Source organism: Streptomyces sp. NPDC058221 (genome assembly GCF_042882365.1).
Classification (GTDB): domain Bacteria; phylum Actinomycetota; class Actinomycetes; order Streptomycetales; family Streptomycetaceae; genus Streptomyces.
Genome location: NZ_JBHVWF010000122.1, coordinates 1 through 24804, shown reverse-complemented (window position 1 = coordinate 24804; position 24804 = coordinate 1). Strand labels below are relative to the sequence as shown.

At 70.8% G+C, this 24804-nt stretch carries 24 protein-coding genes; 5 read left to right on the top strand and 19 right to left on the bottom strand.

Translation table 11 applies throughout. The features are described 5' to 3' along the window. Nucleotides 1-156 precede the first annotated feature (156 nt). From ACFVW8_RS29895 to ACFVW8_RS29840, 12 genes are all read right to left on the bottom strand, one after another. The gene (locus ACFVW8_RS29895) at nt 157-936 is read right to left on the bottom strand and encodes a DUF3159 domain-containing protein (protein WP_389695416.1); all 780 of its coding nucleotides are present in this window, start codon (nt 934-936) and stop codon (nt 157-159) included. Nucleotides 937-939: 3 nt separating this feature from the next. Beyond that, a complete protein-coding gene (locus ACFVW8_RS29890) occupies nt 940-1356 on the bottom strand; it encodes an OB-fold nucleic acid binding domain-containing protein (RefSeq protein ID WP_389695414.1) in 417 nt (138 codons plus the stop codon). A gap of 110 nt (nt 1357-1466) precedes the next feature. Further along, a complete protein-coding gene (locus ACFVW8_RS29885; protein ID WP_389695412.1) occupies nt 1467-2159 on the bottom strand; it encodes a response regulator in 693 nt (230 codons plus the stop codon). Between the two features lie 50 nt (nt 2160-2209). Next, on the bottom strand, nt 2210-4753 hold the full coding sequence (locus ACFVW8_RS29880) for an ATP-binding protein (protein WP_389695410.1): 2544 nt from the start codon (nt 4751-4753) through the stop codon (nt 2210-2212). 138 nt (nt 4754-4891) lie between these two features. After that, nucleotides 4892-5653: an ABC transporter ATP-binding protein gene (locus ACFVW8_RS29875; RefSeq protein WP_389695408.1), complete on the bottom strand. Its 762-nt coding sequence runs from the start codon at nt 5651-5653 to the stop codon at nt 4892-4894. A gap of 108 nt (nt 5654-5761) precedes the next feature. Continuing rightward, a complete protein-coding gene (locus ACFVW8_RS29870; RefSeq protein ID WP_389695406.1) occupies nt 5762-6439 on the bottom strand; it encodes a potassium-transporting ATPase subunit C in 678 nt (225 codons plus the stop codon). Nucleotides 6440-6445: 6 nt separating this feature from the next. After that, nucleotides 6446-8527, bottom strand: coding sequence for a potassium-transporting ATPase subunit KdpB (gene kdpB / locus ACFVW8_RS29865; protein WP_389695418.1), 2082 nt, complete (start codon nt 8525-8527; stop codon nt 6446-6448). Nucleotides 8528-8553: 26 nt separating this feature from the next. Continuing rightward, entirely contained in the window at nt 8554-10218 is a 1665-nt protein-coding gene (gene kdpA / locus ACFVW8_RS29860; RefSeq protein ID WP_389695404.1) for a potassium-transporting ATPase subunit KdpA, read from the bottom strand. A 7-nt stretch (nt 10219-10225) separates the two neighbouring features. Further along, the gene (kdpF, locus tag ACFVW8_RS29855; RefSeq protein WP_389695402.1) at nt 10226-10315 is read right to left on the bottom strand and encodes a K(+)-transporting ATPase subunit F; all 90 of its coding nucleotides are present in this window, start codon (nt 10313-10315) and stop codon (nt 10226-10228) included. 338 nt (nt 10316-10653) lie between these two features. Next, a complete protein-coding gene (locus ACFVW8_RS29850) occupies nt 10654-11427 on the bottom strand; it encodes a DUF3710 domain-containing protein (protein WP_389695400.1) in 774 nt (257 codons plus the stop codon). A gap of 1 nt (nt 11428) precedes the next feature. Further along, a complete protein-coding gene (dut, locus tag ACFVW8_RS29845) occupies nt 11429-11962 on the bottom strand; it encodes a dUTP diphosphatase (RefSeq protein WP_362966727.1) in 534 nt (177 codons plus the stop codon). After that, nucleotides 11962-12546: a PaaI family thioesterase gene (locus ACFVW8_RS29840; protein ID WP_389695399.1), complete on the bottom strand. Its 585-nt coding sequence runs from the start codon at nt 12544-12546 to the stop codon at nt 11962-11964. The genes dut and ACFVW8_RS29840 overlap by 1 nt, the downstream gene beginning before the upstream one ends. A 58-nt stretch (nt 12547-12604) precedes the next feature. Between ACFVW8_RS29840 and ACFVW8_RS29835 the strand changes: the two genes are divergently transcribed. Beyond that, nucleotides 12605-13063: a DUF3093 domain-containing protein gene (locus tag ACFVW8_RS29835; RefSeq protein ID WP_389695398.1), complete on the top strand. Its 459-nt coding sequence runs from the start codon at nt 12605-12607 to the stop codon at nt 13061-13063. A 98-nt stretch (nt 13064-13161) separates the two neighbouring features. Here ACFVW8_RS29835 and ACFVW8_RS29830 read toward each other — a convergent pair whose 3' ends face one another. The 4 genes from ACFVW8_RS29830 to ACFVW8_RS29815 all read right to left on the bottom strand — a co-directional run bounded on the left by ACFVW8_RS29830 (nt 13162) and on the right by ACFVW8_RS29815 (nt 16733). Beyond that, nucleotides 13162-14127 carry a hypothetical protein gene (locus ACFVW8_RS29830; protein ID WP_389695397.1) on the bottom strand — a complete coding sequence of 322 codons (966 nt, stop codon included), beginning with the start codon at nt 14125-14127 and terminating at the stop codon, nt 13162-13164. A 13-nt stretch (nt 14128-14140) separates the two neighbouring features. After that, nucleotides 14141-14437: a DUF4193 domain-containing protein gene (locus tag ACFVW8_RS29825; RefSeq protein WP_003965732.1), complete on the bottom strand. Its 297-nt coding sequence runs from the start codon at nt 14435-14437 to the stop codon at nt 14141-14143. Nucleotides 14438-14841: 404 nt separating this feature from the next. Continuing rightward, on the bottom strand, nt 14842-16074 hold the full coding sequence (locus tag ACFVW8_RS29820; protein WP_389695395.1) for a sensor histidine kinase: 1233 nt from the start codon (nt 16072-16074) through the stop codon (nt 14842-14844). A 5-nt stretch (nt 16075-16079) separates the two neighbouring features. Then, on the bottom strand, nt 16080-16733 hold the full coding sequence (locus ACFVW8_RS29815) for a response regulator transcription factor (protein ID WP_018551468.1): 654 nt from the start codon (nt 16731-16733) through the stop codon (nt 16080-16082). A gap of 394 nt (nt 16734-17127) precedes the next feature. On the opposite strand from ACFVW8_RS29815, the gene ACFVW8_RS29810 reads away from it, so the two are divergent. Then, the gene (locus tag ACFVW8_RS29810) at nt 17128-17301 is read left to right on the top strand and encodes a hypothetical protein (protein WP_389695393.1); all 174 of its coding nucleotides are present in this window, start codon (nt 17128-17130) and stop codon (nt 17299-17301) included. Nucleotides 17302-17386: 85 nt separating this feature from the next. On the opposite strand, the gene ACFVW8_RS29805 is transcribed toward ACFVW8_RS29810, so the two are convergent. Both ACFVW8_RS29805 and ACFVW8_RS29800 read right to left on the bottom strand, forming a co-directional pair. Continuing rightward, a complete protein-coding gene (locus tag ACFVW8_RS29805) occupies nt 17387-18205 on the bottom strand; it encodes an inositol monophosphatase family protein (RefSeq protein WP_389695392.1) in 819 nt (272 codons plus the stop codon). A 49-nt stretch (nt 18206-18254) separates the two neighbouring features. Continuing rightward, complete coding sequence (locus ACFVW8_RS29800) at nt 18255-19382, bottom strand: ferrochelatase (RefSeq protein ID WP_389695390.1); 1128 nt, start codon at nt 19380-19382, stop codon at nt 18255-18257. A gap of 139 nt (nt 19383-19521) precedes the next feature. On the opposite strand from ACFVW8_RS29800, the gene ACFVW8_RS29795 reads away from it, so the two are divergent. Both ACFVW8_RS29795 and ACFVW8_RS29790 read left to right on the top strand, forming a co-directional pair. Beyond that, the gene (locus ACFVW8_RS29795) at nt 19522-20769 is read left to right on the top strand and encodes an MFS transporter (RefSeq protein WP_389695388.1); all 1248 of its coding nucleotides are present in this window, start codon (nt 19522-19524) and stop codon (nt 20767-20769) included. Beyond that, on the top strand, nt 20726-22048 hold the full coding sequence (locus tag ACFVW8_RS29790) for a D-arabinono-1,4-lactone oxidase (protein WP_389695386.1): 1323 nt from the start codon (nt 20726-20728) through the stop codon (nt 22046-22048). The genes ACFVW8_RS29795 and ACFVW8_RS29790 overlap by 44 nt, the downstream gene beginning before the upstream one ends. Nucleotides 22049-22061: 13 nt before the next feature. On the opposite strand, the gene ACFVW8_RS29785 is transcribed toward ACFVW8_RS29790, so the two are convergent. Further along, the gene (locus tag ACFVW8_RS29785) at nt 22062-23195 is read right to left on the bottom strand and encodes a hypothetical protein (protein WP_389695384.1); all 1134 of its coding nucleotides are present in this window, start codon (nt 23193-23195) and stop codon (nt 22062-22064) included. 496 nt (nt 23196-23691) lie between these two features. Between ACFVW8_RS29785 and sepH the strand changes: the two genes are divergently transcribed. Then, on the top strand, nt 23692-24756 hold the full coding sequence (sepH, locus tag ACFVW8_RS29780; protein WP_389695382.1) for a septation protein SepH: 1065 nt from the start codon (nt 23692-23694) through the stop codon (nt 24754-24756). The last annotated feature ends 48 nt before the right edge of the window (nt 24757-24804 follow it).

Sequence of the window (24804 nt, the reverse complement as noted above, 5' to 3'; positions counted from 1 at the left end):
CTTGGTTTGCGTGGGGCCCCCCGCGCGCCCGCCCAACCGCGCCCCCCGCCGGCCCGGCCGCCGGGGCAACGGCCCCGCTCCCCCACCCCGGGGCCGCCCCCGTAACCCCCGCGGGCGCCCCCGGGCCCCTTACGTGTTCGCGTGCGGCAGGGTGGCTCAGAACTCCTGGCTGCGGGCCGCTTCGGCGGCGGCCGCCGCACGGGCCTGCTCGGCCTTGCGGTCCTTCTCGGCCTGTTCCTCGGCCTCCATCTCGGCGAACACGTCGATGGGCGGCGGTGCCTTGGCGAGGAAGACCCAGGTGAGGTAGACGGCCAGCAGGAACGGCGGGATCTTCAGTGCCACCAGGACCCAGCCGAACTGGGTGGTGTCGCCCCACCAGTACAGCGGGAAGAGGATCGCGCACTTGGCGAGCAGGATCAGTCCCCAGGCGTAGCTGGACTTGGCGTAGGCCTTCTTGCGGCCCGGGTTCCTGGTGCGCCAGGAGAGGTTCTCCTTGAAGACCGGGCCGAGGATCAGACCGATCAGCGGCAGTCCCGCCACCGTGGTCACCAGATAGGCGAGGGCCAGTCCGAGCGTGTAGATCATGCCCGGCAGGTAGAAGTCCTTGGCGTTGCCGGTCATCTTCGCGAAGACGACACCGAACGCCACGCCGAAGACGCCGCTGAAGGCGTGCTTGACGGTGTCCCTGCGGATGAGCCGTACGGCCACGAGCACCAGCGACACCGCCACGGCCGCGACGGCCGAGTACGTGAGGTTCTTGTCGATGGTGAAGATGGTGACGAAGAGCAGTCCGGGCATGACTGTCTCCACCATCCCCCGGACGCCGCCGAAGGCCTCGAAGAGCGCGGCCTCGGTGACCGCCTTCGCGTCGGCCTCCTGCTGGTCGGTGCGGGTGGTGGGGTCCGTGTCGGACGTCGGCTTGTCAAGAGACGTCACCGGCTACTCCTTGCCGAGCGGTCGGAGTTCGTATTTGGGGTTGAACAGCACCCGGCGCCCGTGGCTCATGGAGATCCGGCCGGAGGCGATGAGCTTGCGGCCCGGCTCTATGCCCATGATGGAGCGGCGGCCGAGCCAGACCACGTCCAGCGGAGCGGTGCCGTCGAAGAGCTCCGCCTCCAGGGCGGGCACTCCGGCGCGCGGTCGCAGGGTGACCGTCCGCAAGGTACCAGTGACCTTCACGATCTGGCGGTCGGTGCACTCGGAGATCCGGGTGCACCCCGATGCCTGCGAGTCCTCGGCCAGCTCCTCGCACTCCAGGTCCTCCTGGGAGCTGGAAAGGCGGTCGAGCATCCGCCGGAAGCGCCCGGACGGCCGCTCGGCCTTCCCGGCCTTCTCGAATCGAGGAACAGCACTCATACCCGAAGGGTACCGGTCTCCGGGGGTCCTGGCGGGTGGCCGCCGTCTCACTCGAACGAGTTATGGAAAGCGGCCCGGCGGCGCCCCTCGGGGCGACCCCGGACCGTGGCTCAGCCCCGCTCGAACCGGTAGCCCATCCCCGGTTCGGTGACGAAGTGCCGGGGATGCGAGGGGTCGGTCTCCAGCTTGCGCCGCAGCTGGGCCATGTACACCCGCAGGTAGTTGGTCTCGGTGCCGTACGACGGTCCCCAGACCTCCTGGAGGAGCTGCTTCTGGCTGACCAGCCGGCCGCTGTTGCGGACCAGGACCTCCAGCAGGTGCCATTCGGTGGGGGTGAGCCGTACGTCCCGTCCCTCGCGGTGGACCTTCTTGGCGGCCAGGTCGACGGTGAAGCCCGTGGTCTCGACGATCACGGCCTGGTCGCCGCCCTCCTGGCCGATGGGCTCGGCCCGCCGGACCGAGGCACGCAGCCGGGCCAGCAGCTCGTCCATGCCGAACGGTTTGGTGACGTAGTCGTCGGCCCCGGCGTCCAGTGCCTCGACCTTCTCGTCGGAGGTGTGGCGGGCCGAGAGCACCAGGATCGGCACCCGGGTCCAGCCGCGCAGCCCCCTGATCACCTCGACGCCGTCCATGTCGGGCAGCCCGAGGTCCAGGACGACGACGTCGGGGTGGCGGGCCGCGGCGAGCTGGAGGGCGGTCGCCCCGTCGGGCGCGGCGTCCACCTCGTACTTGCGCGCCTTCAGGTTGATCACGAGGGCGCGTACGATCTGCGGCTCGTCGTCGACCACAAGCACCCGGGTCATCGCGGTCCTGCCTTTCTGCTGTACATCGGATTCGCGGAGCTCTCCGCGGATCATGAGGTGACCCGCGCGGGCAGGTCGGGGCAGGCCGGGACGTGTCCCGAGGCCGCCCGGAGGGTCAGGACCATGGTGAGGCCGCCGCCGGGGGTGTCCTCGGCGTCCAGCGTGCCGCCCATGGACTCCACGAAGCCCCGCGCCACCGCGAGGCCCAGTCCGACCCCGGCGCCGCGCGGGGCGTCGCCGTAGCGCTGGAAGGGTTCGAAGATGCGCTCCTTGCCGTCGTCGGGGACGCCGCGGCCCCGGTCGGCCACCCGCAGCTCGACCCGGGCGCCCAGCGCGCTGGCGGCCACCGCGACGCGGTCGCCCGCGGGGCTGTACTTGACCGCGTTCTCGACGATGTTGGCGACGGCCCGCTCCAGCAGCCCGGGGTCGACGGCGACCATCGGCAGTGTCTCGGGGATGTCCAGGTCGACGCTGTCCTCCGGCACCCCGCCCAGGGCCATGGGCACGACCTCGTCGAGGTCGATCTCGCGGATCAGGGGGGTGACGGTGCCGGTCTGCAGCCTGGACATGTCCAGGAGGTTGCCCACCAGGTGGTCGAGGCGGTCCGCGCCGTTCTCGATGCCCTCCAGGAGCTCGGCCTCGTCGTCGTCGGACCAGGCGACGTCGTCGGAGCGCAGGGAGCTGACCGCGGCCTTGATGGCGGCGAGCGGGGTCCGCAGGTCGTGGCTGACGGCGGCCAGCAGCGCGGTCCTGATCCGGTTGCCCTCGGCGAGCCTGCGGGCCTCCTCGGCCTCGTCGACGAGGCGCTGGCGGTCCAGGACGACGGCGGCCTGGGCGGCGAAGGCCCCGAGCACCCGGCGGTCCTCGGCGGGCAGCACCCGGCCGGAGAGCGCGAGTGCCATGTGGTCGCCGACGGGCATGTCCACATCGGCGTCGTCGGGCCGGGTGACGGGCGCGGGGCCGACGCTCCCGGCGCACGTCCACGGGTCGACGTCGCTCTGCCGTTCCAGCAGCGCCACGGACTCCATGCCGAAGGTCTCGCGGACCCGGTCCAGGAGTGCGGCCAGGGTGGTCTCGCCGCGCAGCACGCTGCCGGCCAGGAAGGACAGGATCTCGGACTCGGCGCGCAGTCTGGCGGCCTGATGGGTGCGGCGGGCCGCCAGGTCGACGACGGAGGCCACGGCGACCGCCACCGCGAAGAAGATCACGATGGCGACGAAGTTCTCGGGGTCCTGGACGGTCAGGGTGTGGGTGGGCGGGGTGAACCAGTAGTTCAGCAGCATCGAGCCCACGGCAGCCGAGGCGAGGGCGGGCAGCAGTCCGCCGAGCAGGGCGGCCGCCACGGTCATGAAGAGGAAGAGCAGGACGTCGTTGGCGAGCCCCGGACCGTTCTCCAGGCCCTTGAGCAGCAGCGAGAGGAGGACCGGGCCGCCCACGCCGACGATCCAGCCCCAGATGATGCGGGCCCGGCCGAGCCGTGCGCCGCGGGCGATGGGCAGGCCGCGGCCCTTGGCGACCTCGTCGTGGGTGACGATGTGGACGTCGAGGTCGGTGCCGGACTCGCGGGCGACGGTGGCGCCCACGCCGGGGCCGTAGATGTACTGCCAGGCCTTGCGGCGGCTGGAGCCCAGGACGATCTGGGTGGCGTTGACGCCCCGGGCGAATTCGAGGAGCGCGGAGGGTATGTCGTCGCCGATGACGTGGTGGAAGGTGCCGCCGAGGTCCTCGACCAGGGTGCGCTGGACGGTCAGCTCCTTGGGCGAGGCCGAGGTGAGTCCGTCGCTGCGGGCGATGTAGACGGCGAGGATCTCGCTGCCGGAGCCCTTGGCCGCCATCCGGGAGGCGCGGCGGATGAGGGTGCGGCCCTCGGGGCCTCCTGTGAGTCCGACGACGATGCGTTCGCGGGCCTGCCAGGTGGTGCGGATGTTGTGCTCGCCGCGGTACTGCTGGAGGTATTCGTCGACCCGGTCGGCGACCCAGAGGAGGGCCAGCTCGCGCAGGGCGGTGAGGTTGCCGGGGCGGAAGTAGTTGGAGAGCGAGGCGTCGATCCGGTCGGGCTTGTAGATGTTTCCGTGGGCCATCCGCCGGCGCAGCGCCTGGGGCGACATGTCGACAAGTTCGAGCTGGTCGGCGCGGCGGACCACCTCGTCGGGCACCGTCTCACGCTGGCGTACGCCGGTTATGGACTCGACGACGTCGCCGAGGGACTCCAGATGCTGGATGTTGACGGTGGAGACCACGTCGATGCCGGCCTGGAGGAGTTCCTCGACGTCCTGCCAGCGCTTGTCGTTGCGGGAGCCCGGGACGTTGGTGTGCGCCAGTTCGTCGACCAGGGCGACGGCCGGTGCGCGTTCCAGGACGGCGTCGACGTCCATTTCGGTGAACAGGGCGGAGCGGTACTCGATCTCGCGGCGCCGGATCTGTTCGAGGCCGTGCAGCATGACTTCGGTGCGCGGGCGCTCGTGGTGCTCGACGAAGCCGACGACGCAGTCGGTCCCCCGCTCCACACGGCGGTGCGCCTCGGAGAGCATGGCGTACGTCTTGCCGACGCCGGGTGCCGCACCGAGGTAGATCCGAAGTTTGCCGCGCGCCATGGCCCCATTGTCTTCCCGAAACCGGCTGCCGCCGATGCGGCAGCCACTCCCGAAGCTACCCCGAGGATTTCCGGCATATCGGGCGGGGGGTATGTGAGCGGACCGTATTGACGTAATTCTGATGCCTCGGCCGGACCGTCATCCGGCGGTCTGCGGCGTCTGCTCGTGCTCGACGATGTGCCCGTCGCCGAGTTCCAGGACCCGGTCGGCGAGGCCGAGCAGCTGGGCGTCGTGGGTGGCGACGAGCGCGGTGACGCCCTCGCTGTGCACGACCGCGCGCAGCAGCTCCATCACCGCGAGGCCGGTCTCCGCGTCGAGCTGTCCGGTCGGCTCGTCGGCGATCAGCAGCGCGGGCCGGTTGGCGAGCGCGCGGGCTATCGCCACCCGCTGCTGCTGGCCGCCGGAGAGCTCACCGGGGCGCTGGGCGGCGTGGTCGGCGAGGCCGACCAGGGACAGCAGCAGCGACACCCGCTCCTCGCGCTCGCGCGGGTCGGCCTTGCGCAGCCGCATGGGTACGCCGACGTTCTCCGCCGCGGTCAGGATGGGGATCAGGCCGAACGACTGGAAGATGAAGCCGATCCGGTCCCGGCGCAGCTCCAGCAGCCCGTTCTCGCCGAGCGTGGAGAGGTCGGTGCCGTCCACGGTGATCCGGCCGCTGCCGGGGCTGTCCAGCCCGCCGACGAGGTTCAGCAGGGTGGTCTTCCCGGAGCCGGAGCGCCCCTTGAGCGCGACGAGCTCACCGCGCGGCACGTCGAAGGAGACCCCGCGCAGGGCGTGCACGGCCGCCGCGCCGGAGCCGTAGGAGCGGTGCAGGTCCTCGATCCGGACCATGGGACTCTCGGCGACGGCGGTCGTACCGCTCTCCCCGCCCGTACCCGTGGCGGCGGTGCTCTCGGTCATATCGCTCCCCGTACGTCCTCGTTCGTCGGCCGCCAGTATGTGCATGCCGTACGGGGACGGGCAATGCCCGGGCCGGCCGTGGCGGCCGGTCCCGGGCAGCGGGTGCGGTCAGCGTCCCGCGGTGTCGCTCACCAGCTGTCGCAGGGCGATGTTGAGCTGGAGGACGTTGACCCGCGGCTCACCCGCGAAGCCGAGGATCCGGCCGTCGGTGTGCCGCTCCACCAGCTTCGCCACCTGCCCCGCGCCCAGGTGGTTGCGCTCGGCGACGCGGCGCACCTGGAGCTGTGCGTACGCCGGGGAGATGTCCGGGTCGAGGCCGGAGCCGGAGGAGGTGACGGCGTCGGCCGGCACCTGTGCGGGACGGACGGGGTGGCCGGGGACGGAGTTGTCCTCGACCACGGCGGCCTTGGCGGCGGTGACCCAGTCGATCAGCTCCTTGTTGTCGCCGGAGCGGTTGGTGGCGCCGGAGACGATCAGCGAGTACCGGGTGTTGACGCTGTTGGTGCCGAGGCCGTTGGACGGGCGTGGCTGGAACCACCTGAGGTCGGGGTCGGGGGTCTCCTGGCCCTTCTTCAGCGGCAGGTCGTAGCGCTGGCCGATGAGGTCCGAGCCGACGGTCTTGCCGTTCGCCGTGATCTCGGAGCCGTTGGCGCGGCCCGGCATCAGGCCCTGGGCGATGCCGGTGACGACGAGCGGGTAGATGACGCCGCAGACCACGGTGAGGACGAGCAGGGCACGCAACCCGGCCCCGAGCTGCCGTACGGAGTTTCCTACGGAGTTGTTCATGGCAGGTCAGCCGATTCCTGGGATGAGGGAGATGATCAGATCGATGATCTTGATGCCGATGAACGGGGCGATCAGACCGCCGAGGCCGTAGATCCCGAGGTTGCGCCGGAGCATCGAGTCGGCGCCCGCGGGCCGGTAGCGCACGCCCTTGAGGGCCAGCGGCACCAGCGCGACGATGATCAGCGCGTTGAAGATCACGGCGGACAGGATCGCGGACCGGGGTGAGGACAGGTCCATGACGTTGAGCCTGTCCAGGCCCGGATAGACCACGGCGAACATCGCCGGGATGATCGCGAAGTACTTCGCGACGTCGTTGGCGATGGAGAACGTCGTCAGTGCGCCTCGGGTGATCAGGAGCTGTTTGCCGATCTCGACGATCTCGATCAGTTTGGTCGGGTCCGAGTCCAGGTCCACCATGTTCCCGGCCTCCTTGGCGGCCGAGGTTCCGGTGTTCATGGCCACGCCGACGTCGGCCTGGGCGAGCGCGGGGGCGTCGTTCGTCCCGTCGCCCGTCATCGCGACGAGCTTGCCGCCGGCCTGCTCCCGCTTGATGAGGGCCATCTTGTCCTCGGGCGTGGCCTCGGCGAGGAAGTCGTCGACGCCCGCCTCCTCGGCGATGGCCTTGGCCGTCAGAGGGTTGTCGCCGGTGATCATGACCGTACGGATGCCCATCCGGCGCAGTTCACCGAACCGCTCGCGCATGCCCTCCTTGACGACGTCCTTGAGGTGGATGACACCGAGGATCCGGGCGCCGTCCCCGTCGTCGACCGCGACCGGCAGCGGCGTGCCGCCCTCGCGGGAGATCCGGTCGGTGAGCGTGGCCACGTCCGGGTGGACCGTGCCGCCGCGCTCCCGGACCCAGGCGACGACCGAGCCGGTGGCGCCCTTGCGGATCCGGCGCCCCTCGACGTCCACCCCGGACATCCGGGTCTGTGCGGTGAAGCCCACCCACTCGGCGGTGGCCAGCTCGCCCTGGTGGCGCTCCCGGAGCCCGTACGCCTCCTTCGCCAGGACGACGACGGAGCGGCCCTCGGGCGTCTCGTCGGCCAGCGAGGAGAGCTGGGCGGCGTCCGCCAGCTCCGCCTCCGTGACACCCGCGACCGGGAGGAGCGCGGCGGCCTGCCGGTTGCCGAGGGTGATGGTGCCGGTCTTGTCGAGCAGCAGGGTCGACACATCGCCCGCCGCCTCGACTGCGCGCCCGGACATGGCGAGCACGTTGCGCTGCACCAGCCGGTCCATGCCGGCGATCCCGATCGCGGAGAGCAGCGCGCCGATGGTGGTCGGGATCAGACAGACCAGCAGCGCGGCCAGCACGATCATGGACTGCTCACTGCCCGCGTAGACGGCGAACGGCTGGAGGGTGACGACGGCCAGCAGGAAGACGATGGTCAGCGAGGCGAGCAGGATGTTCAGCGCGATCTCGTTGGGTGTCCGCTGCCGGGCCGCGCCCTCGACGAGGGCGATCATCCGGTCGATGAAGGTCTCGCCCTGCCTGGTGGTGATCTTGATGACGATACGGTCGGAGAGCACCTTGGTCCCACCGGTGACAGCGCTGCGGTCTCCGCCGGACTCCCGGATGACCGGGGCCGACTCACCCGTGATCGCGGACTCGTCGACGCTCGCCACGCCGTCGACGACGTCCCCGTCGCCCGGGATGATGTCACCGGCCCCGCAGACCACCAGATCGCCGACGCACAGTTCGGTGCCGGGGATCCGCTCCTCGTCGCTGCCGGTCAGCCGGCGGGCGACGGTGTCCGTCCTGGCCCGGCGCAGGGTGTCGGCCTGGGCCTTGCCCCGGCCCTCGGCGACCGCCTCCGCCAGATTGGCGAAGACCGTGGTCAGCCAGAGCCAGGCCGTGATCGCCCAGCCGAACCAGTCGGCCGGGTCCAGGGCCGCCAGCACAGTGGTGAGCACTGATCCGGTCAGCACCACGAACATCACCGGCGACTTGATCATCACCCGTGGGTCGAGTTTGCGTATCGCGTCGGGGAACGAGGCGATCAGCATCCCGGGGTCGAACAGTCCGGCGCCGACGCGCCCTGCCGGGTTGTCGCGGTGCGGTGCACGGACCGGTGTGACGGTGGACATCGCGTCCTCTTGCTTCGTGCGGATGGTCATGACGCCAGCCCCTCGGCCAGGGGCCCCAGAGCCAGGGCCGGGAAGTAGGTCAGACCGGCGACGATCATGACGGTGGCGACCAGCAGTCCGCTGAAGAGCGGTCTGTGCGTGCCGAGCGTGCCGAGGGTCGCCGGTACGGGCCGCTGCCCGGCGAACGAGCCGGCCAGGGCGAGGACGAACACCATGGGCAGGAACCGGCCCAGCAGCATGGCCAGTCCGATCGTGGTGTTGAACCACTGGGTGTCCGCCGCCAGTCCGGCGAAGGCCGAACCGTTGTTGTTGGCACCGGAGGTGTAGGCGTAGAGGATCTCGGAGAAGCCGTGCGCCCCGGAGTTGGTCATCGAGTTGCCCGGGGTCGGCAGGGCCAGCGCGACGGCGGTGAAGCAGAGCACCAGCGCCGGGGTGATCAGGATGTAGCAGGCCGCGAGCTTGATCTCCCGGGTGCCGATCTTCTTGCCGAGGTACTCCGGCGTACGGCCGACCATCAGACCGGCGATGAACACCGCGATGACCGCCATGACCAGCATCCCGTAGAGCCCGGATCCGGTACCGCCCGGCGCGATCTCGCCGAGCTGCATGCCGAGCATCGTGAGGCCGCCGCCGAAGCCGGTGAACGAGGAGTGGAAGGAGTTCACGGCACCGGTCGAGGTGAGCGTCGTGGCCACCGCGAAGAGGGACGAGCCGCCGACCCCGAAACGATTCTCCTTGCCTTCCATGGCCCCGCCGGCGATGTCGAACGCGGGTCCGTGGTGGGCGAATTCGGTCCACATCATCAGGGCGGTGAAGCCGAGCCAGATGACGCCCATGGCGGCGAGGATCGCGTAGCCCTGCCTGAGCGAGCCGACCATGCGGCCGAAGGTGCGGGTCAGGGCGAACGGGATGACGAGGATCAGGAAGATCTCGAAGAGGTTGGAGAGTCCGTTGGGATTCTCGAAGGGGTGGGCCGAGTTGGCGTTGAAGTAGCCGCCGCCGTTGGTACCCAGCTCCTTGATGACCTCCTGGGACGCGACCGCGCCGCCGTTCCACTGCTGCGGGCCGCCCAGGAACTGCCCGACGGAGTGGATGCCGGAGAAGTTCTGGATCGCCCCGCAGGCGACCAGCACGAGCGCGCCGATCACCGAGACCGGCAGCAGGATCCGTACGGTGCCGCGCACCAGGTCGGACCAGAAGTTGCCGAGCTCACCGGTACGGGTGGCGGCGAGACCCCGCACCAGCGCCACCGCGACGGCGATGCCGACGGCAGCCGAGACGAAGTTCTGCACCGCGAGGCCGCCGGTCTGCACGACATGGCCCATGGCCTGTTCGCCGGAGTACGACTGCCAGTTGGTGTTGGCGACGAACGAGGCCGCCGTGTTGAACGCCTGGTCGGGATCGATCGAGGTGAAGCCGAGCGAGCCGGGCAGCGAGCCCTGGAGCCGCTGCAGCAGATACAGGAAGAGGACGCTCACGGCGGAGAAGGCCAGCACGCCGCGCAGATAGGCGGGCCAGCGCATCTGTGTGTTCGGGTCGGCGCCGATGGCCTTGTAGATCCACTTCTCGGCCCGCAGATGCCGGGGCGAGGTGTAGACACGGGCCATGTGGTCGCCGAGCGGGCGGTACGCCAGGCTCAGCGCCACGACGAGCGCGAGCACCTGGAGCACTCCTGCGAGGACGGGGCTCATATCGGGCTCAGAACCTCTCCGGGTACAGAAGGGCGAGGACGAGATAGCCCAGCAGGGCGGCGGCCACGACGAGGCCCACCACGTTTTCCGCGGTCACAGCTTCGTCACCCCCTTGGCGATGAGTGCCACCAGCGCGAAGACCGCGATCGTGGTGACGACGAAGGCCATGTCGGCCATCGGGTGCTCCTGGATGAGGTGCGGATTTCTCTGACCTCATGAGCAAACCTGCCGCAGACACCGCTGTGACCTGCGTTGATGGCTTCCATACGGAGAAGGGCCGACCCTTGACGGCGCCTGTACGTGCCCGATACGCGCCCCATACGTGCTGCCCGCGCTCCCCCGGGCCGGCGCGGCGCCGCCGGACACGGAAAAGCCGGTGGGCCGTACCCCTCGCGAAGGGATACGGCCCACCGGCCGGTGCTTACGGGTGCGGGGTCAGCGCACCTCGGTGATCTCGGGGCCGCGCTGGAGCTGGCCCATGCCACCGGAGAACTTCGAGCTCTCCTGCTCCTCCTGCTGAACACCCTCGGGCACCATCTGGGCGTCGTCGGGGAGCTTGAGGACGATCGGGTCGCGCGGGGCCATCGGGCCGTCGCCACGGACCACCACGGTGTCCCGGAAGACCGTCTCCAGCAGCCCGGCGGCCTCCGGCTGCACGGCGCCCTGGCCGGAGATCACACCGCGCAGGAACCAGCGCGGGCCGTCGATGCCGACGAAGCGGACCAGCTGCACGCCGTTCTTCCCGTCGGGAAGCTGGACGGGGACCTGCGCGCGCAGCTCCCAGCCCAGCGGACCCTCGACCTCGTCGATGATCCCGCCCTGCTGGGTGATGCCGGAGGCGATCTCGTCGCGGACCTCGCCCCAGATGCCCTCCTTCTTGGGGGCGGCGAAGGCCTGCAGCTGGATCGCGCTGTCGCGCAGCACGACGGTGGCGGCGACGATCGCGTCACCGGCGACCTCGACACGCAGCTCCATGCCCTCGACACCGGGCACGAAGATGCCGCCCAGGTCGACCCGGCCCTCGCCGGGCTGGGAGACCTCTTCGATGTCCCACGGGCCGTCCGGCCGCGGCGCCGGCGGAAGGTTCATCCGGCGCGACCCGCCCTCGGCGGCATCGGCGTCATCGAGCTCGTCGACGACCTGCTCGGCCTCGCGCGCTTCGCCCGCCGTGTCCTCGGCGGAACCACTGTTCTTGCGACGTCCGAACACGTCACTGTCCTTCCCGGTCGGATTCGACCGAAGCGTAGCTGTTCCCGCCCTGGGGAACCCCGCCCCGGACGCCATCAACATCAACGGCGGCATGACCGCCGGTGGACCCGAAGCCCCCTTCGGCCCGCGCCGAACCGGGAAGCTCCGACACTTCGTGGAAGCGCACCTTCTCGACCTGCTGCACGACCAGTTGGGCAATCCGGTCGAACCGCTCGAACCGCACGGACTCGCGCGGGTCGAGATTGATGACGATCACCTTGATCTCTCCACGGTACCCGGCATCGACCGTCCCCGGGGCATTCACCAGGGCGACTCCACAGCGCGCGGCGATGCCGGATCGGGGGTGCACGAACGCGGCGTACCCGTCGGGCAGTGCGATCGAAACCCCGGTGGGGAGTACCGCACGCTCGCCGGGCGCGAGCTCGGCGGCCTCCGTCGTCACCAGATCGGCACCGGCGTCGCCCGGGTGCCCGTAGGCCGGGATCGGCACGTCCGGGTCGGTCCGGCGGATCAGCACGTCCACGGGGTGGCGCATCAGGGGTTCACCTCGAAGGCGCGAGCGCGCTTGACCTGGTCCGGGTCGGCCATCGCCGCCTGGATCTCGGCCTGACGGCCGTTGTCGATGAAGTGGTCGACCTTGACCTCGATGAAGAGGGCCTCGGCGCGGACCGCCACGGGCCCGTCGGGTCCGCCGATCCGGCCGGTCGCCCGGGAGTAGATCTTCCGGCCGTGGACCGCGGTGATCTCGGCGTCGAGGAACAGCACCGTGTCGACGGGGACGGGGCGGACGAAGTCGGTCTCCAGCCGCCCGGTCACCGCGATCACCCGCAGCAGCCAGTTCAGCGAGCCGAGCGTCTCGTCGAGCGCGGTGGCCAGCACCCCGCCGTGCGCCAGGCCGGGAGCGCCCTGGTGGGCGGCCTGCACGGTGAATTCGGCGGTGACCTCGACACCCTCGCCGGCCCGCGCCTGCAGGTGCAGCCCGTGCGGCTGTCCCCCACCGCAGCCGAAACAGTGTTCGTAGTGCGCGCCGAGGAGTTCGCCGGGGGCCGGCGCGTCGGGATGCCGGACCGGTTTCACCGCGTCGGCCGGGGGCTTCAGAGCCGCAGATGTTCCACTCACAGCCGCAGACCTTACCCGCGCGGGTCCCCGCAGGTCGCGCCGTGCCAAGCTTGGCCGCATGCAGCCTTCCACCCCGCCATTCGACGAACGTCTCACCGCGCCCCGTTCCTGGTGGCTGATCTCCTTCCTCTTCGGCGTCGCGTGCGCGCTGATGCTGCTGCCTCTGGGCACCCTGCCGCTGCTCGCCGGCCTGGTGGGCGGCACGGCCGTGGCCGCGGTGGTGGTGAGCTCCTACGGCTCCGCCCGGATCCGGGTGGTGGCCGGCGCCCTCGTGGCGGGCGACGCGCGGATCCCGGTCTCGGCGCTCGGCGAGGCCGAGGCGCTCAACGCCGACGAGGCGCGCGCCTGGCGCTCGTACAAGGCGGACACCCGGGCGTTCATGCTGCTGCGCAGCTATATCCCGACGGCGGTGCGGGTGAAGGTCACGGATCCGCAGGACCCGACGCCGTACGTCTATCTGTCGACACGCGAGCCGCAGGCGCTGGTGGATGCACTGAAGGCGGCGGTCAGGGCCTGAGATCCGGCCCGGGGCAATCGGGGCCCGGGAGGCCTGCGGCGCGCCCGGTCGGCCCGCAGGGGTGCGTGAACCCCCTGCCCGGTCCGTTCGGGGCGGGGTCAGTCCTCGGTGCGGCCCTGCGGGTCCTCGGAAAGCGGTTCGTACGGGAGCTCCGGCCGCTCCAGGGGCGGCAGCTCCGGCAGCCGGTCCCAGGGGATCTGCCGCTTCCGCAGATCCTTCCTGATCCGTTCGGCAAGTCTTCTGGTGTCGCGGCGGTTCATCATCGCGCCGACCGCGGCGCCGACCATGAACGGAATCAGATTCGGCAGGTCGCGCACGGTGCGCTTCATGATCTGCTGGCGCAGCTCGCGCTTCATCTGGCCGCCGAGTGCCGCGTTGACCGTCGTGGGATGCGCGACGTCGATGCCGCGTTCCTCGGTCCAGGAGGTGAGGTAGGCGGTGGAGCGCTGTGCGATGCCCCCCGGCGGGCGCAGTCCGTACACCTCGTGCAGTTCGGCGACGAGCTTCATCTCGATCGCGGCCACACCGGTGATCTCCGCGGCCAGCTCGGCGAGCATGGCGGGCGGTACGGGCATCATGGCCGCCGCGCCGATTCCGGCGCCGACGGTGGCGGTGGCCTTGCCGGCCCCGGCGATGAGCCGGTCGGCCAGCTCCTCGGGCCCGAGGTCCGGGAAGTGTCTGCGCAAGGTGGCGAGATCGCGCACAGGGACGCGGGGAGCGATATCGATGATCAGGTCGGCGATATGACCGATCGCTGCCCTGGCGCTCTCCCCGCCCTTGCGTACGCCCCGTTTTACTGAGTTCAGACGGCCTGCCCCGGTCACGGGCTCCGTCCTGTCGACCTGTTCGGCCCCGTCGGCCGTGTCGACTTCCGCAGCCGCTTCGGCTGCTTCGAGCGAGGCCGGCCGGCCCCGCTCCTCATCCTGTCCGCCCGGCGAGAGTGGCAGGGCGGACCGCTCGGCAGGCGCTGCTACGCCTTCTGCCGGGCCTGTACCGCCCTGATGCGCCTCCGGCGACTTCTTGCGCCGGGGGCGCCGCTTCCGGAACGGTGTGTCCCCTGCCACGGCCGACCGGACCTCAGTCGCAGTCGCGGCAGATCGGCTGGCCGTTCTTCTCGCGGGCCAGCTGACTGCGGTGGTGCACGAGGAAGCAGCTCATGCAGGTGAATTCGTCGGCCTGCTTGGGCAGGACCCTTACGGCCAGCTCTTCGTTGGACAGGTCTGCACCGGGCAGCTCCAGTCCTTCGGCCGCGTCGAACTCGTCGACGTCGACGGCCGAAGCCGTCTTGTCGCTCCGACGAGCCTTGAGCTCTTCAAGGCTGTCCTGATCGACGTCGTCGTCGGTCTTGCGTGGGGTGTCGTAATCCGTTGCCATGTCGCTCTCCCCCTCTGGGTGTCTGCGGTGTCTCAGCGCACGTAACGCGTGAGAGGCCGGACTTGTGCCCGACCCGAGGCGGAGATTTTGCCTCACATCAAGGTCTGTTACTCAATCGACACCCAAAAGGACCGCTCGAGAGTGATCGGCTTGGGTGGCGATGGGGACCGTACACGGTCCCGGCGGCGCCTTTTACCGGCACCACCCCGTGTACTTCCCGTGATATTGACCCACGAAAACCCCGATTTTTGGCGGTTTTCCGGCGGGATCCCTGATCACGGAGCGTGGATGAGCAGAAAATCGCTCCTGTGATCGATCACACAGGGGCCCTGCGGGAGCGGGTCCTGAAAATTCCGCTCAAAGCGAACAAAATAATCCGCGTGCGAATCGCTTCGTCCTGCCTGTCAGACAGGCAGTGAGACGCGCATCACAAGACCACCGCCCTCGCGGGGCTCCGCGATGATACGGCCTCCGTGAGCGCGCGCGACGGACCGCGCGATCGACAGGCCGAGCCCCACCCCCTTGTCGCTGCCCGTCCGCTCCGTACGCAGCCGCCTGAAGGGCTCGAAGAGGTTGTCGATCTCGTAGCCGGGCACCACCGGTCCCGTGTTCGAGACGACGAGCAGGGCCTGGCCGGGCAGGAGCTCGGTGGTGACCTCCACCCAGCCGTCGTCCGGCACGTTGTACCGCACCGCGTTCTGTACGAGGTTCAGCGCGATCCGCTCCAGGAGCACGCCGTTTCCCTGGACCACAGCCGGGGTCAGCCCGCCGCGCAGCTCCACGCCCTTGGCCTCGGCCTCGGCCCGTGTCTGGTCGAGCGCGCGGGAGGCCACCTCGGCGAGGTCGACGGGTTTGCGTTCGACGATCTGATTGTCGCTGCGGGCGAGCAGCAGCAGGCCCTCGACCAGCTGCTCGCTGCGTTCGTTGGTGGCCAGCAGCGTCTTGCCGAGCTGTTTGAGCTCGGGGGGCGCCTGTGGATCGGAGAGGTGGACCTCCAGCAGCGTGCGGTTGATCGCCAGGGGGGTGCGCAGCTCGTGCGACGCGTTCCCGACGAACCGCTGCTGCGCGGTGAAGGCCCGCTCCAGCCGCTCCAGCATGTCGTCGAAGGTGTCGGCGAGCTCCTTGAGCTCGTCGTCCGGTCCGTCCAGCTCGATCCGCCGGGACAGATCCGTTCCGGCGACCCGGCGGGCGATGCGGGTGATCCGGCCCAGCGGCGAGAGCACCCGTCCCGCCATCGCGTAACCGAAGGCGAAGGCGATGACGCTCAGACCGACGAGGGCCAGCAGCGACCGGTTGAGGAGCGTGTCGAGCGCCTGCTGACGCTGGTGGTTGACGCAGGAGTTCATGGCGGCGTTGAAGGTCTCGACCGACGCCTTCTCCGGAAGGTTGCAGATATCGCTGGTCACCGACCCGTTGGCGATCTTGAACGGCAGCTCGCTGCCCACGTGCAGGGCCTGCGCGGCCAGCATGTAGATGATCGACAGCAGCAGAATGCCGGCGATCAGGAACATGCCGCCGTACAGCAGCGTGAGCCGTATCCGGATGGTCGGGCGCAGCCAGGGGTACGGGGGCTCCTGCTGTTTGGGCTCCCAGGTGGGCTTCGGGGGCGCCGCCGTCGGCGGCGGGAGGGTGGGCACCGGCGTCAGATCCGGTAGCCCGAGCCGGGCACGGTGACGATCACCGGCGGCTCTCCGAGCTTGCGCCGCAGGGTCATGACGGTCACCCGGACGACGTTGGTGAACGGGTCGGTGTTCTCGTCCCAGGCCTTCTCCAGGAGCTGCTCGGCCGAGACCACGGCGCCCTCGCTGCGCATAAGGACCTCCAGCACCGCGAACTCCTTGGGAGCGAGCTGGACCTCCTGGTCGCCCCGGAAGACCTCGCGGCGGTTCGGGTCGAGCTTGATCCCGGCACGCTCCAGGACCGGCGGCAGAGCGACCGTCGTGCGGCGCCCGAGGGCCCGCACCCGTGCGGTCAGCTCACTGAAGGCGAAGGGCTTGGGCAGATAGTCGTCCGCGCCGAGCTCCAGGCCCTCCACCCGGTCGCTGACGTCCCCGGAGGCCGTGAGCATGAGCACCCGGGTCGGCATGCCCAGCTCGACGATCCTGCGGCAGACGTCGTCGCCGTGCACCAGGGGGAGGTCCCGGTCCAGCACCACGACGTCGTAGTCGTTGACCTCGATGCGCTCCAGTGCCGCTGCACCGTCGTACACGACATCGACGGCCATGGCCTCCCGGCGCAATCCGGTGGCCACCGCATCGGCGAGCAGCTGCTCGTCCTCCACGACGAGTACGCGCACGGCGCTTCCTTCCTTAGAACTTCCACAACAGAACTTCACAATGTTCGAAACGGACCGGCACAACGGTCGGGACAGACCCGTGGCCCGCCGTCCCGGACGTACCCATGCACGGTCCGTGCGCCTCCATCCTGCCCGTAACGCGTATAAACCGGCGGTAAGACGGCGCGGTCCGACCTGCGGCTTCGGGGAATTCAGCGGTTTTCCCGGTCAGTTGAGGTTTCTCTGAGGGTCGGGCTGGGGAGGACGAATTCACACCCGCGATCACGTCTCGTATGTGGCGTGCCACAGGCCCCTCCGTTCCCCCGGAGAACACGTGATCACCCGCCCTACCGCCTCGGCGGAGGGAAACCCGGGCACACCCCCGTGCCACCGACCCACGATGAGGGGGCGCCTCATGGACGCTTTCACCGCAGGTCTGCTGCAACGCATCAAGACCACCGAGTCCGACCTCACGAAGGCCCGCGAGACGGGCGACGACTTCCTTGCTGACGTCGAGCAGAGCGAGCTGGAGGATCTGCACCGCCTCGCAGCCGAGCACGGAGTCCACATCAGCGCCACAAGCGTCTGAGCCGTCACGAGAAGGCCCCGCGGTGCCGCACCGGCAGCCGTGGGGCCTTCCTCGTTCCGGTGCCGCTCACGGCCCGTACAGCGGCTCAGTCGTGCCAGGCGCCGAGTTCCTCCAGCAGCGACTGCAGGGGCTCGAACACTCCCGGTGACGCGGCCACCGTCAGCCCTCCGTCGGCGGGCAGCCCAGGCCGCCCGCCGGTCAGTGCGCCCGCCTCCCGTGCGATGAGGTCGCCGGCCGCCAGGTCCCAGGGGTGCAGACCGCGCTCGTAGTAGCCGTCCAGGCGGCCCGCGGCGACGTCGCAGAGGTCGATGGCGGCGGAGCCACCGCGCCGGATGTCCCGCAGCCGCGGAATCAGCACGCGCGCCACGTCGGCCTGGTGCGCGCGGACGTCGGCGACGTAGTTGAAGCCGGTCGAGACAAGTGCCTGGTCGAGCGGCGGTGCGGGCCGGCAGCGCAGGGCGGCCCCGTCCCCGTAGGCACCGCCCTTTGCGTACGCGCCGCCGCCGAGGACCGCGTGGTACGTCTCCCGGCGCATCGGGACCTCCACCACGCCCACGACCCGCTCGCCGTCCCGTTCGGCGGCGACGGAGACGGCCCAGGTGGGCAGCCCGTACAGATAGTTCACGGTGCCGTCGAGCGGGTCGATCACCCAGCGGATGCCGCTGCTGCCCTCGGAGCTGGCGCCCTCCTCGCCGAGGAAGCCGTCCTCGGGGCGGTGTTCGGAGAGGAAGCCGGTGATCAGCTTCTCGGCGGCGATGTCCATCTCGGTGACGACGTCCACGGGGCTGGACTTGGTCGCGGCGACCCCCAGATCGGCGGGGCGGCCGTCGCGCAGCAGCGCGCCGGCCCGGTGGGCGACGTCCAGCGCGAGGTCGAGCAGTTCGGGCAGCAGGGGGTCGGTCACGGCGCTCCCAGGAGGGTGAGGAGGGGCGGGGCAGGTCGGTGGCGGCGCGTCAGGCGTACGGGCTGTCGGCACCCGCGGCGGCCGGCCTGGCCACCCGGGCCGGGCAGCAGCCGGCCGGGCAGAGGTCGTGGCTCGCCCCGAGTGCCCCGAGCGCACACCGCTCACGGCCGCGGCCCTGTTCGGTGGCGGCGCGCTCCAGCACCAGGTCGCGGACCGCGGCCGCGAACCGCGGGTCGTCGCCGACGGTCGCGGACCTGCGCACCGGCAGACCGAGCTCGGCGGCCTTCGCGGCGGCCTCGGTGTCGAGGTCGTAGAGGACCTCCATGTGGTCCGAGACGAACCCGATGGGCGCCATCACCACGGCGGGCACGCCGTCGCCGTGCAGCGACTCCAGGTGCTCGCAGATGTCGGGTTCGAGCCACGGGATGTGCGGGGCGCCGCTGCGTGACTGGTAGACGAGCTGCCAGGGGTACTCGACGCCGGTCCGCTCACGGACGGCCTCGACGATCACCCGTGCGACGTCAAGGTGCTCGGCGACGTAGGCGCCACCGTCGCCGTGGGCCTCCGGCGGGCCCGAGACATCGGCCGCCGAGGTGGGGATGGAGTGCGTGGTGAAGGCGAGGTGCGCCCCGGCCCGTACGTCCTCGGGAAGGCCGGCCAGGGAGTCGAGGACGCCGTCCACCATCGGCTCGACGAAGCCGGGGTGGTTGAAGTAGTGCCGCAGCTTGTCGACGCGCGGCACCGGCAGCCCCTCGGCCTCCAGGGCCGCCAGTGACTCTGCGAGGTTCTCGCGGTACTGCCGGCAGCCGGAGTAGGAGGCGTAGGCGCTGGTCGCCAGGACAGCGATGCGGCGGTGCCCGTCCGTGGCCATCTCGCGCAGGGTGTCGGTCAGGTAGGGCGCCCAGTTCCGGTTGCCCCAGTAGACCGGAAGATCGAGTCCGTGATCCGCGAAGTCCTTGCGCAGGGCTTCGAGCAGCGCCCTGTTCTGGCCGTTGATCGGGCTGACGCCGCCGAACAGGAAGTAGTGCTTGCCGACTTCCTTCAGCCGCTCCTCGGGGATACCCCGGCCGCGGGTCACGTTCGCGAGGAACGGAACCACGTCGTCCGGGCCTTCGGGGCCTCCGAAGGAGAGCAGCAGCAGGGCGTCGTAGGGAGCGGGATCGCGCAGATCGGACATGACATCGATCCTGCCACCCGCCCCCGGGGCCGCTCCCACCGACATCCGCGGCGGGGTGCCCTGGCCCACCCGTAAGCTGTATCGGCCACGTTCACCCCTGACACCGCGTGTGACCGCACCACGCGTACCGGAGTACCCCTTGCCCAGTCCCTACCGCGCGATCTTCGCCGCACCCGGCACCAAGGGGTTCTCCTCGGCCGGCTTCCTCGGCCGGATGCCGCTGTCCATGATGGGCATCGGTGTGGTGACCATGGTTTCCCAACTGACCGGCCGGTACGGACTGGCCGGTGCGCTCTCCGCGACACTGGCGATGTCGGCCGCGGTGGTGGGGCCGCAGGTGTCCAGACTCGTCGACCGGCACGGACAGCGCCGGGTGCTGCGCCCGGTGGCCCTCGTCGCCCTGGCGGCCGTGGCCGGTCTGCTGATCTGCGCGCAGCGGGGTCTTGCGGACTGGACCCTGTTCGTCTTCGCGGCCGGCGCGGGCTGTGTCCCCAGCGTCGGTTCCATGGTCCGGGCCCGCTGGGCGGAGATCTACCGGGGCTCGCCGCGGCAGCTGCACACCGCGTACGCGTGGGAGTCGATCGTCGACGAGGTGTGTTTCATCTTCGGCCCGATCATCTCGATCGGACTCTCCACCGCCTGGTTCCCCGAGGCGGGCCCGCTGCTCGCCGCGGGCTTCCTGCTGGCCGGCGTCCTCTGGCTGACCGCCCAGCGAGCCACCGAGCCGGTGCCGCATCCCCACGCGCGGCACACCAGGGGTTCGGCGCTGGCCTCGCGCGGCCTCCAGGTGCTCGTCGTCACCTTCGTGGCGACCGGCGCGATCTTCGGAGCGGTCGACGTGGTGACGGTGGCCTTCGCCGAGGAGCAGGGCCACAAGGCCGCGGCGAGCCTCGTACTGGCCGTGTACGCGCTGGGCTCCTGCCTCGCCGGGGCGGTCTTCGGCCTGCTGCATCTGAAGGGCAGGCCGTCCACCCAGTGGCTGGTGGGAGTGTGTGCGATGGCCGTGAGTATGATCCCCCTCCAACTGGCCGGGAGCCTGCCGTTCCTGGCCGTGGCGCTCTTTGTCGCGGGCCTCGCCATCGCACCGACGATGGTCACCACCATGGCTCTCGTCGAACAGCACGTACCGCGCACGAGACTGACCGAGGGCATGACCTGGACCAGCACCGGGCTCGCCGTAGGTGTGGCGCTCGGCTCCTCGGCCGCCGGCTGGGTGGTCGACGCGTCCGGGGCGAAGGCGGGGTACGCGGTGCCCGCCGTGGCGGGAGCGCTCGCGGCCGCGGTGGCGTTCCTGGGGTACCGCCGGCTCAGTGGGCCGGTTCCTACGGAAGGGCGCGGGGAAGATGACCGACACCTACGCACGGACGACGACGAACGCGTGGCGTAACTGGGCGGGGAACGTCACTGCCCGTCCGGTACGGACCGTGTCGCCCGCCTCCGTGGACGAGCTGGCCCAGGCGCTGCGCAGGGCGTCCGAGGACGGACTGAAGGTCAAGCCGGTGGGCACCGGGCACTCCTTCACCGCGACGGCGGCCACCGACGGTCTGCTGATACGCCCCGATCTGCTCACCGGCATCCGGAAGATCGACCGTGCGGCGATGACGGTGACCGTCGAGGCCGGCACCCCGCTGAAGCGCCTCAACACCGCGCTGGCCCGCGAGGGACTCTCGCTCACCAACATGGGCGACATCATGGACCAGACGGTCGCCGGGGCCACTTCCACCGGCACTCACGGCACCGGCCGTGACTCGGCCTCGATATCCGCGCAGATCCGCGCCCTGGAGCTGGTCACGGCGGACGGCACGGTGCTGACCTGCTCGGAGACCGAGAACCCGGACATCTTCGCCGTCGCGCGGATCGGGCTCGGCGCCCTGGGCGTCATCACGGCGATCACCTTCGCCGTGGAGCCGGTCTTCCTGCTCACCGCCCGCGAGGAGCCGATGGCCTTCGACCGGGTCACGGCCGAGTTCGATCAGCTCGTGGCAGAGAACGAGCACTTCGAGTTCTACTGGTTCCCGCACACCGGCAACTGCAACACCAAGCGCAACAACCGCAGCGCCGGCCCCGCCGCTCCGCCCGGAAGGGTCAGCGGCTGGATCGAGGACGAGCTCCTCTCCAACGGCATCTTCCAGGCGGCCTGTTCGCTCGGCCGGGCGGTGCCCGCCACGATCCCCTCGATCGCCAAGCTCTCCAGCCGGGCCCTGTCGGCCCGTACGTACACCGACATCCCGTACAAGGTCTTCACCAGCCCGCGCCGGGTGCGGTTCGTGGAGATGGAGTACGCCCTGCCGCGCGAGGCCGCCGTGGAGGCGCTGCGCGAGGTCAGGGCGATGGTCGGGCGCTCTCCGCTGCGGATCAGCTTCCCGGTGGAGGTGCGTACCGCCCCCGCCGACGACATCGCGCTCTCCACGGCCTCGGGCCGGGAGAGCGCGTACATCGCCGTCCACCTGTACCGGGGCACGCCCTACCAGGCGTACTTCACGGCGGTGGAGCGGATCATGACCGCCCACGGCGGCCGCCCCCACTGGGGCAAGGTCAACACCCGTGACGCCGGGTATCTGGCCGGGGTGTACCCGCGGTTCGGCGAGTTCACCGCGGTCCGGGACCGGCTGGACCCGGACCGCCTCTTCGCCAACGACTACCTGCGCCGGGTCCTGGGCGACTGACCACCCGGTCCGTTCACTCCCCGGTGTCCGTGCCGGCGGGTGCCCGGTCCTGCTGCGCCGGAGCGCTGCCCGTCTCCTGCGGGCCGGGGGCGGTGCTGCCGCCGTCATCGGTCCGGGACGGGGTGGGTGTGGGTGACGGCTCCGTGCCGTCCCCCGCGGAGTCCGACGGCGTGGGGGTGGTGGGGGTCGGGTCGGCAGTGGAGCCGTCTCCCCGGTCCGTCTGCGGGCTGCGGCTCTGTCCGCCCTCCGGGTCGGTACTGGACGCCGTGCCGTCGTCCTGGCCCGGGCTCGGGCTGTCCGCGCCCGGGCCGGTACTGTCCGACGGCGCCGGGCCGGCCGGGCCCGAGCCGTGCTCGCCGCGCACGACGGAGCCGACGGTCGTTCCGTGGCCACCGCTCAGGTCGTTGCCCGAGACGAGCTCGAACGTGGTGATCCCGGCCATCGAGACGACGAACACCACGGCGGCTCCCAGCGCGGAGCGCTTCCAGCCGCGCATCCGGGTGCCGTGCGTCGTCGCCTCCGAGAACACGTCGTCGCCGGCCGCGGAGCCGGTCGCGGGGGGCCTGGGCCTGGTTCCGTCGACCGACTTGATCAGCTGGGTACGCCCGGGGTCGTCGCTCGCCCTGCGCAGGACGGTGGTGGCGTCGACGGCGCGCAGGGTGGAGGTGGCGTCTACGGCGCGCAGCACGGTGGTGGCGTCCGCGTCCTCGGGCGCGGCGGCCGAGGCGTCGACCTGGCGCAGGACGGTGGTGGCGTCCGGCTCGCGCGGCACCGTGCCGGCGCCGGCCGGCCCTCCGGCCTTCCGTACCGCGACGTGTGTCTTGGGGGTCCCCCACGTCCCGCCCGCGTCCCCGGCGTCACGCGTCTGGCGTGTGTGCACGGTCACTTCGCGGTCCGGGTGCTTCACCTGGACGGTGACCTCGCGGATCTGTTCACCCGTACGACGGAAGAAGTGCTGGAAGACGGAGCCCCCGCAGGTGGCCACGACGCTCATCACGCCGGCGCCGACAATCGTTCCGTACACGCCCAGTTGCGAGGCCGCCACGGCCGCCGTGACGGCAGCGACGGCGCTGCCCGCAACCTGGGGCAAGCTGAGATCTATCCGCCTTTCTCTGGGTTCTATGTCACTTTCCGGCTTCTGCACCATTTCCAGCCCTTGATTGACATCGCTCCCACCATGCAACACAAGGGACATTTGAGCGAAGCCGATAGTTCCGTTTACGGTGATTCTGTGAAGCAGGACACGCAAGAGGGGCATCCCGCATCCAGCCGGGTACCTCAACTCCCGTGCCGCACGAGAACTTCGGCGGCGCGGCGGTCCACCCGCGTGGCCCGAATGGAGTACTGTGGCGAGCCCTGGGGCCGGACTCCCGCGTGGAAGTCCGGAACCTTCGGGAGGGGGCCGAAGGAGGCACTCGATCCGGCGGCGCCGCGGCATCGCACGGGGGCTGGCTACATGGAGTGACCGAAGGTCACTTTGTGTTGCGCAAGAGGTCACCGTGTCATACCGGCGATCAAGGGCTCACGCCCGACACGCCGGGCAACACGGCAATGTTGTGGCAGGCTGCACCCGGGCAGGCCACACTCGACTAGCGGAAGCAGCGACGCACGTGACGTCGGCAGGCACCACCCGGGAGGTCCCCATGCCCGAACTGCGTGTCGTGGCCGTCTCCAACGACGGCACACGACTGGTGCTCAAAGCTGCGGACAGCACGGAGTACACACTTCCGATCGACGAGCGGCTCCGAGCCGCCGTGCGCAACGACCGAGCGCGGCTCGGCCAGATCGAGATCGAGGTGGAGAGCCACCTCCGGCCGCGAGACATCCAGGCCCGCATACGAGCCGGTGCTTCCGCGGAGGAAGTCGCTCAGTTCGCCGGAATTCCGGTCGACCGTGTCCGCCGCTTCGAGGGCCCCGTGCTCGCGGAGCGCGCCTTCATGGCCGAGCGCGCCCGGAAGACCCCCGTGCGCCGTCCCGGCGAGAACACCGGCCCACAGCTCGGCGAGGCGGTGCAGGAGCGACTCCTGCTGCGCGGCGCCGACAAGGAAACCGTCCAGTGGGACTCCTGGCGCCGCGACGACGGCACCTGGGAGGTCCTCCTGGTGTACCGGGTCGCCGGTGAGCCGCACTCGGCGAGCTGGACGTACGACGCCCCGCGCCGGCTGGTCCAGGCCGTGGACGACGAAGCGCGCTCGCTGATCGGCGAGACCGATGACGTCGCCGCGCCGGAACCCAGCTTCCCGTTCGTCCCGCGGATCGCCCGGCTGCCGCGCGACCGGCCGCTGGACCGCGCCCTGGACCGCCAGATGGAGCGCCCCGCCCCGCCTCCGGCCCCGGAGCCGGAGGAGCGCACCGGCGGGGTCACGGCGAGTGAACGCGATTCGCTCACCAGCCTGCTGGAGGCCGTGCCCAGCTTCCGCGGCGACATGGTCGTACCGGAACGCCCCTCGCCGCCGGAGCCCCCGGCGATCGAACCGGCCGTGCAGGAACCCGAGACCGCGGAGCCGCCCGCCCCGGCCGCCTCCGCGGGCGCCGGTTCCGCCTACGCGGATGTGCTGATGCCCCGCGCGGTCGCCGGTCACCGCGACCGGCTGACCGGGACGACGGACCGCCAGGCCGAAGCGGACGGCGTCCGGCCGGGCCGCCGGGCCGCGGTGCCGAGCTGGGACGAGATCGTCTTCGGAACGCGCCGCAAGAAACAGGACTGACCCGGGTGATCGCAGCATGACGAGGGCCCGTACGCCATGGCGTACGGG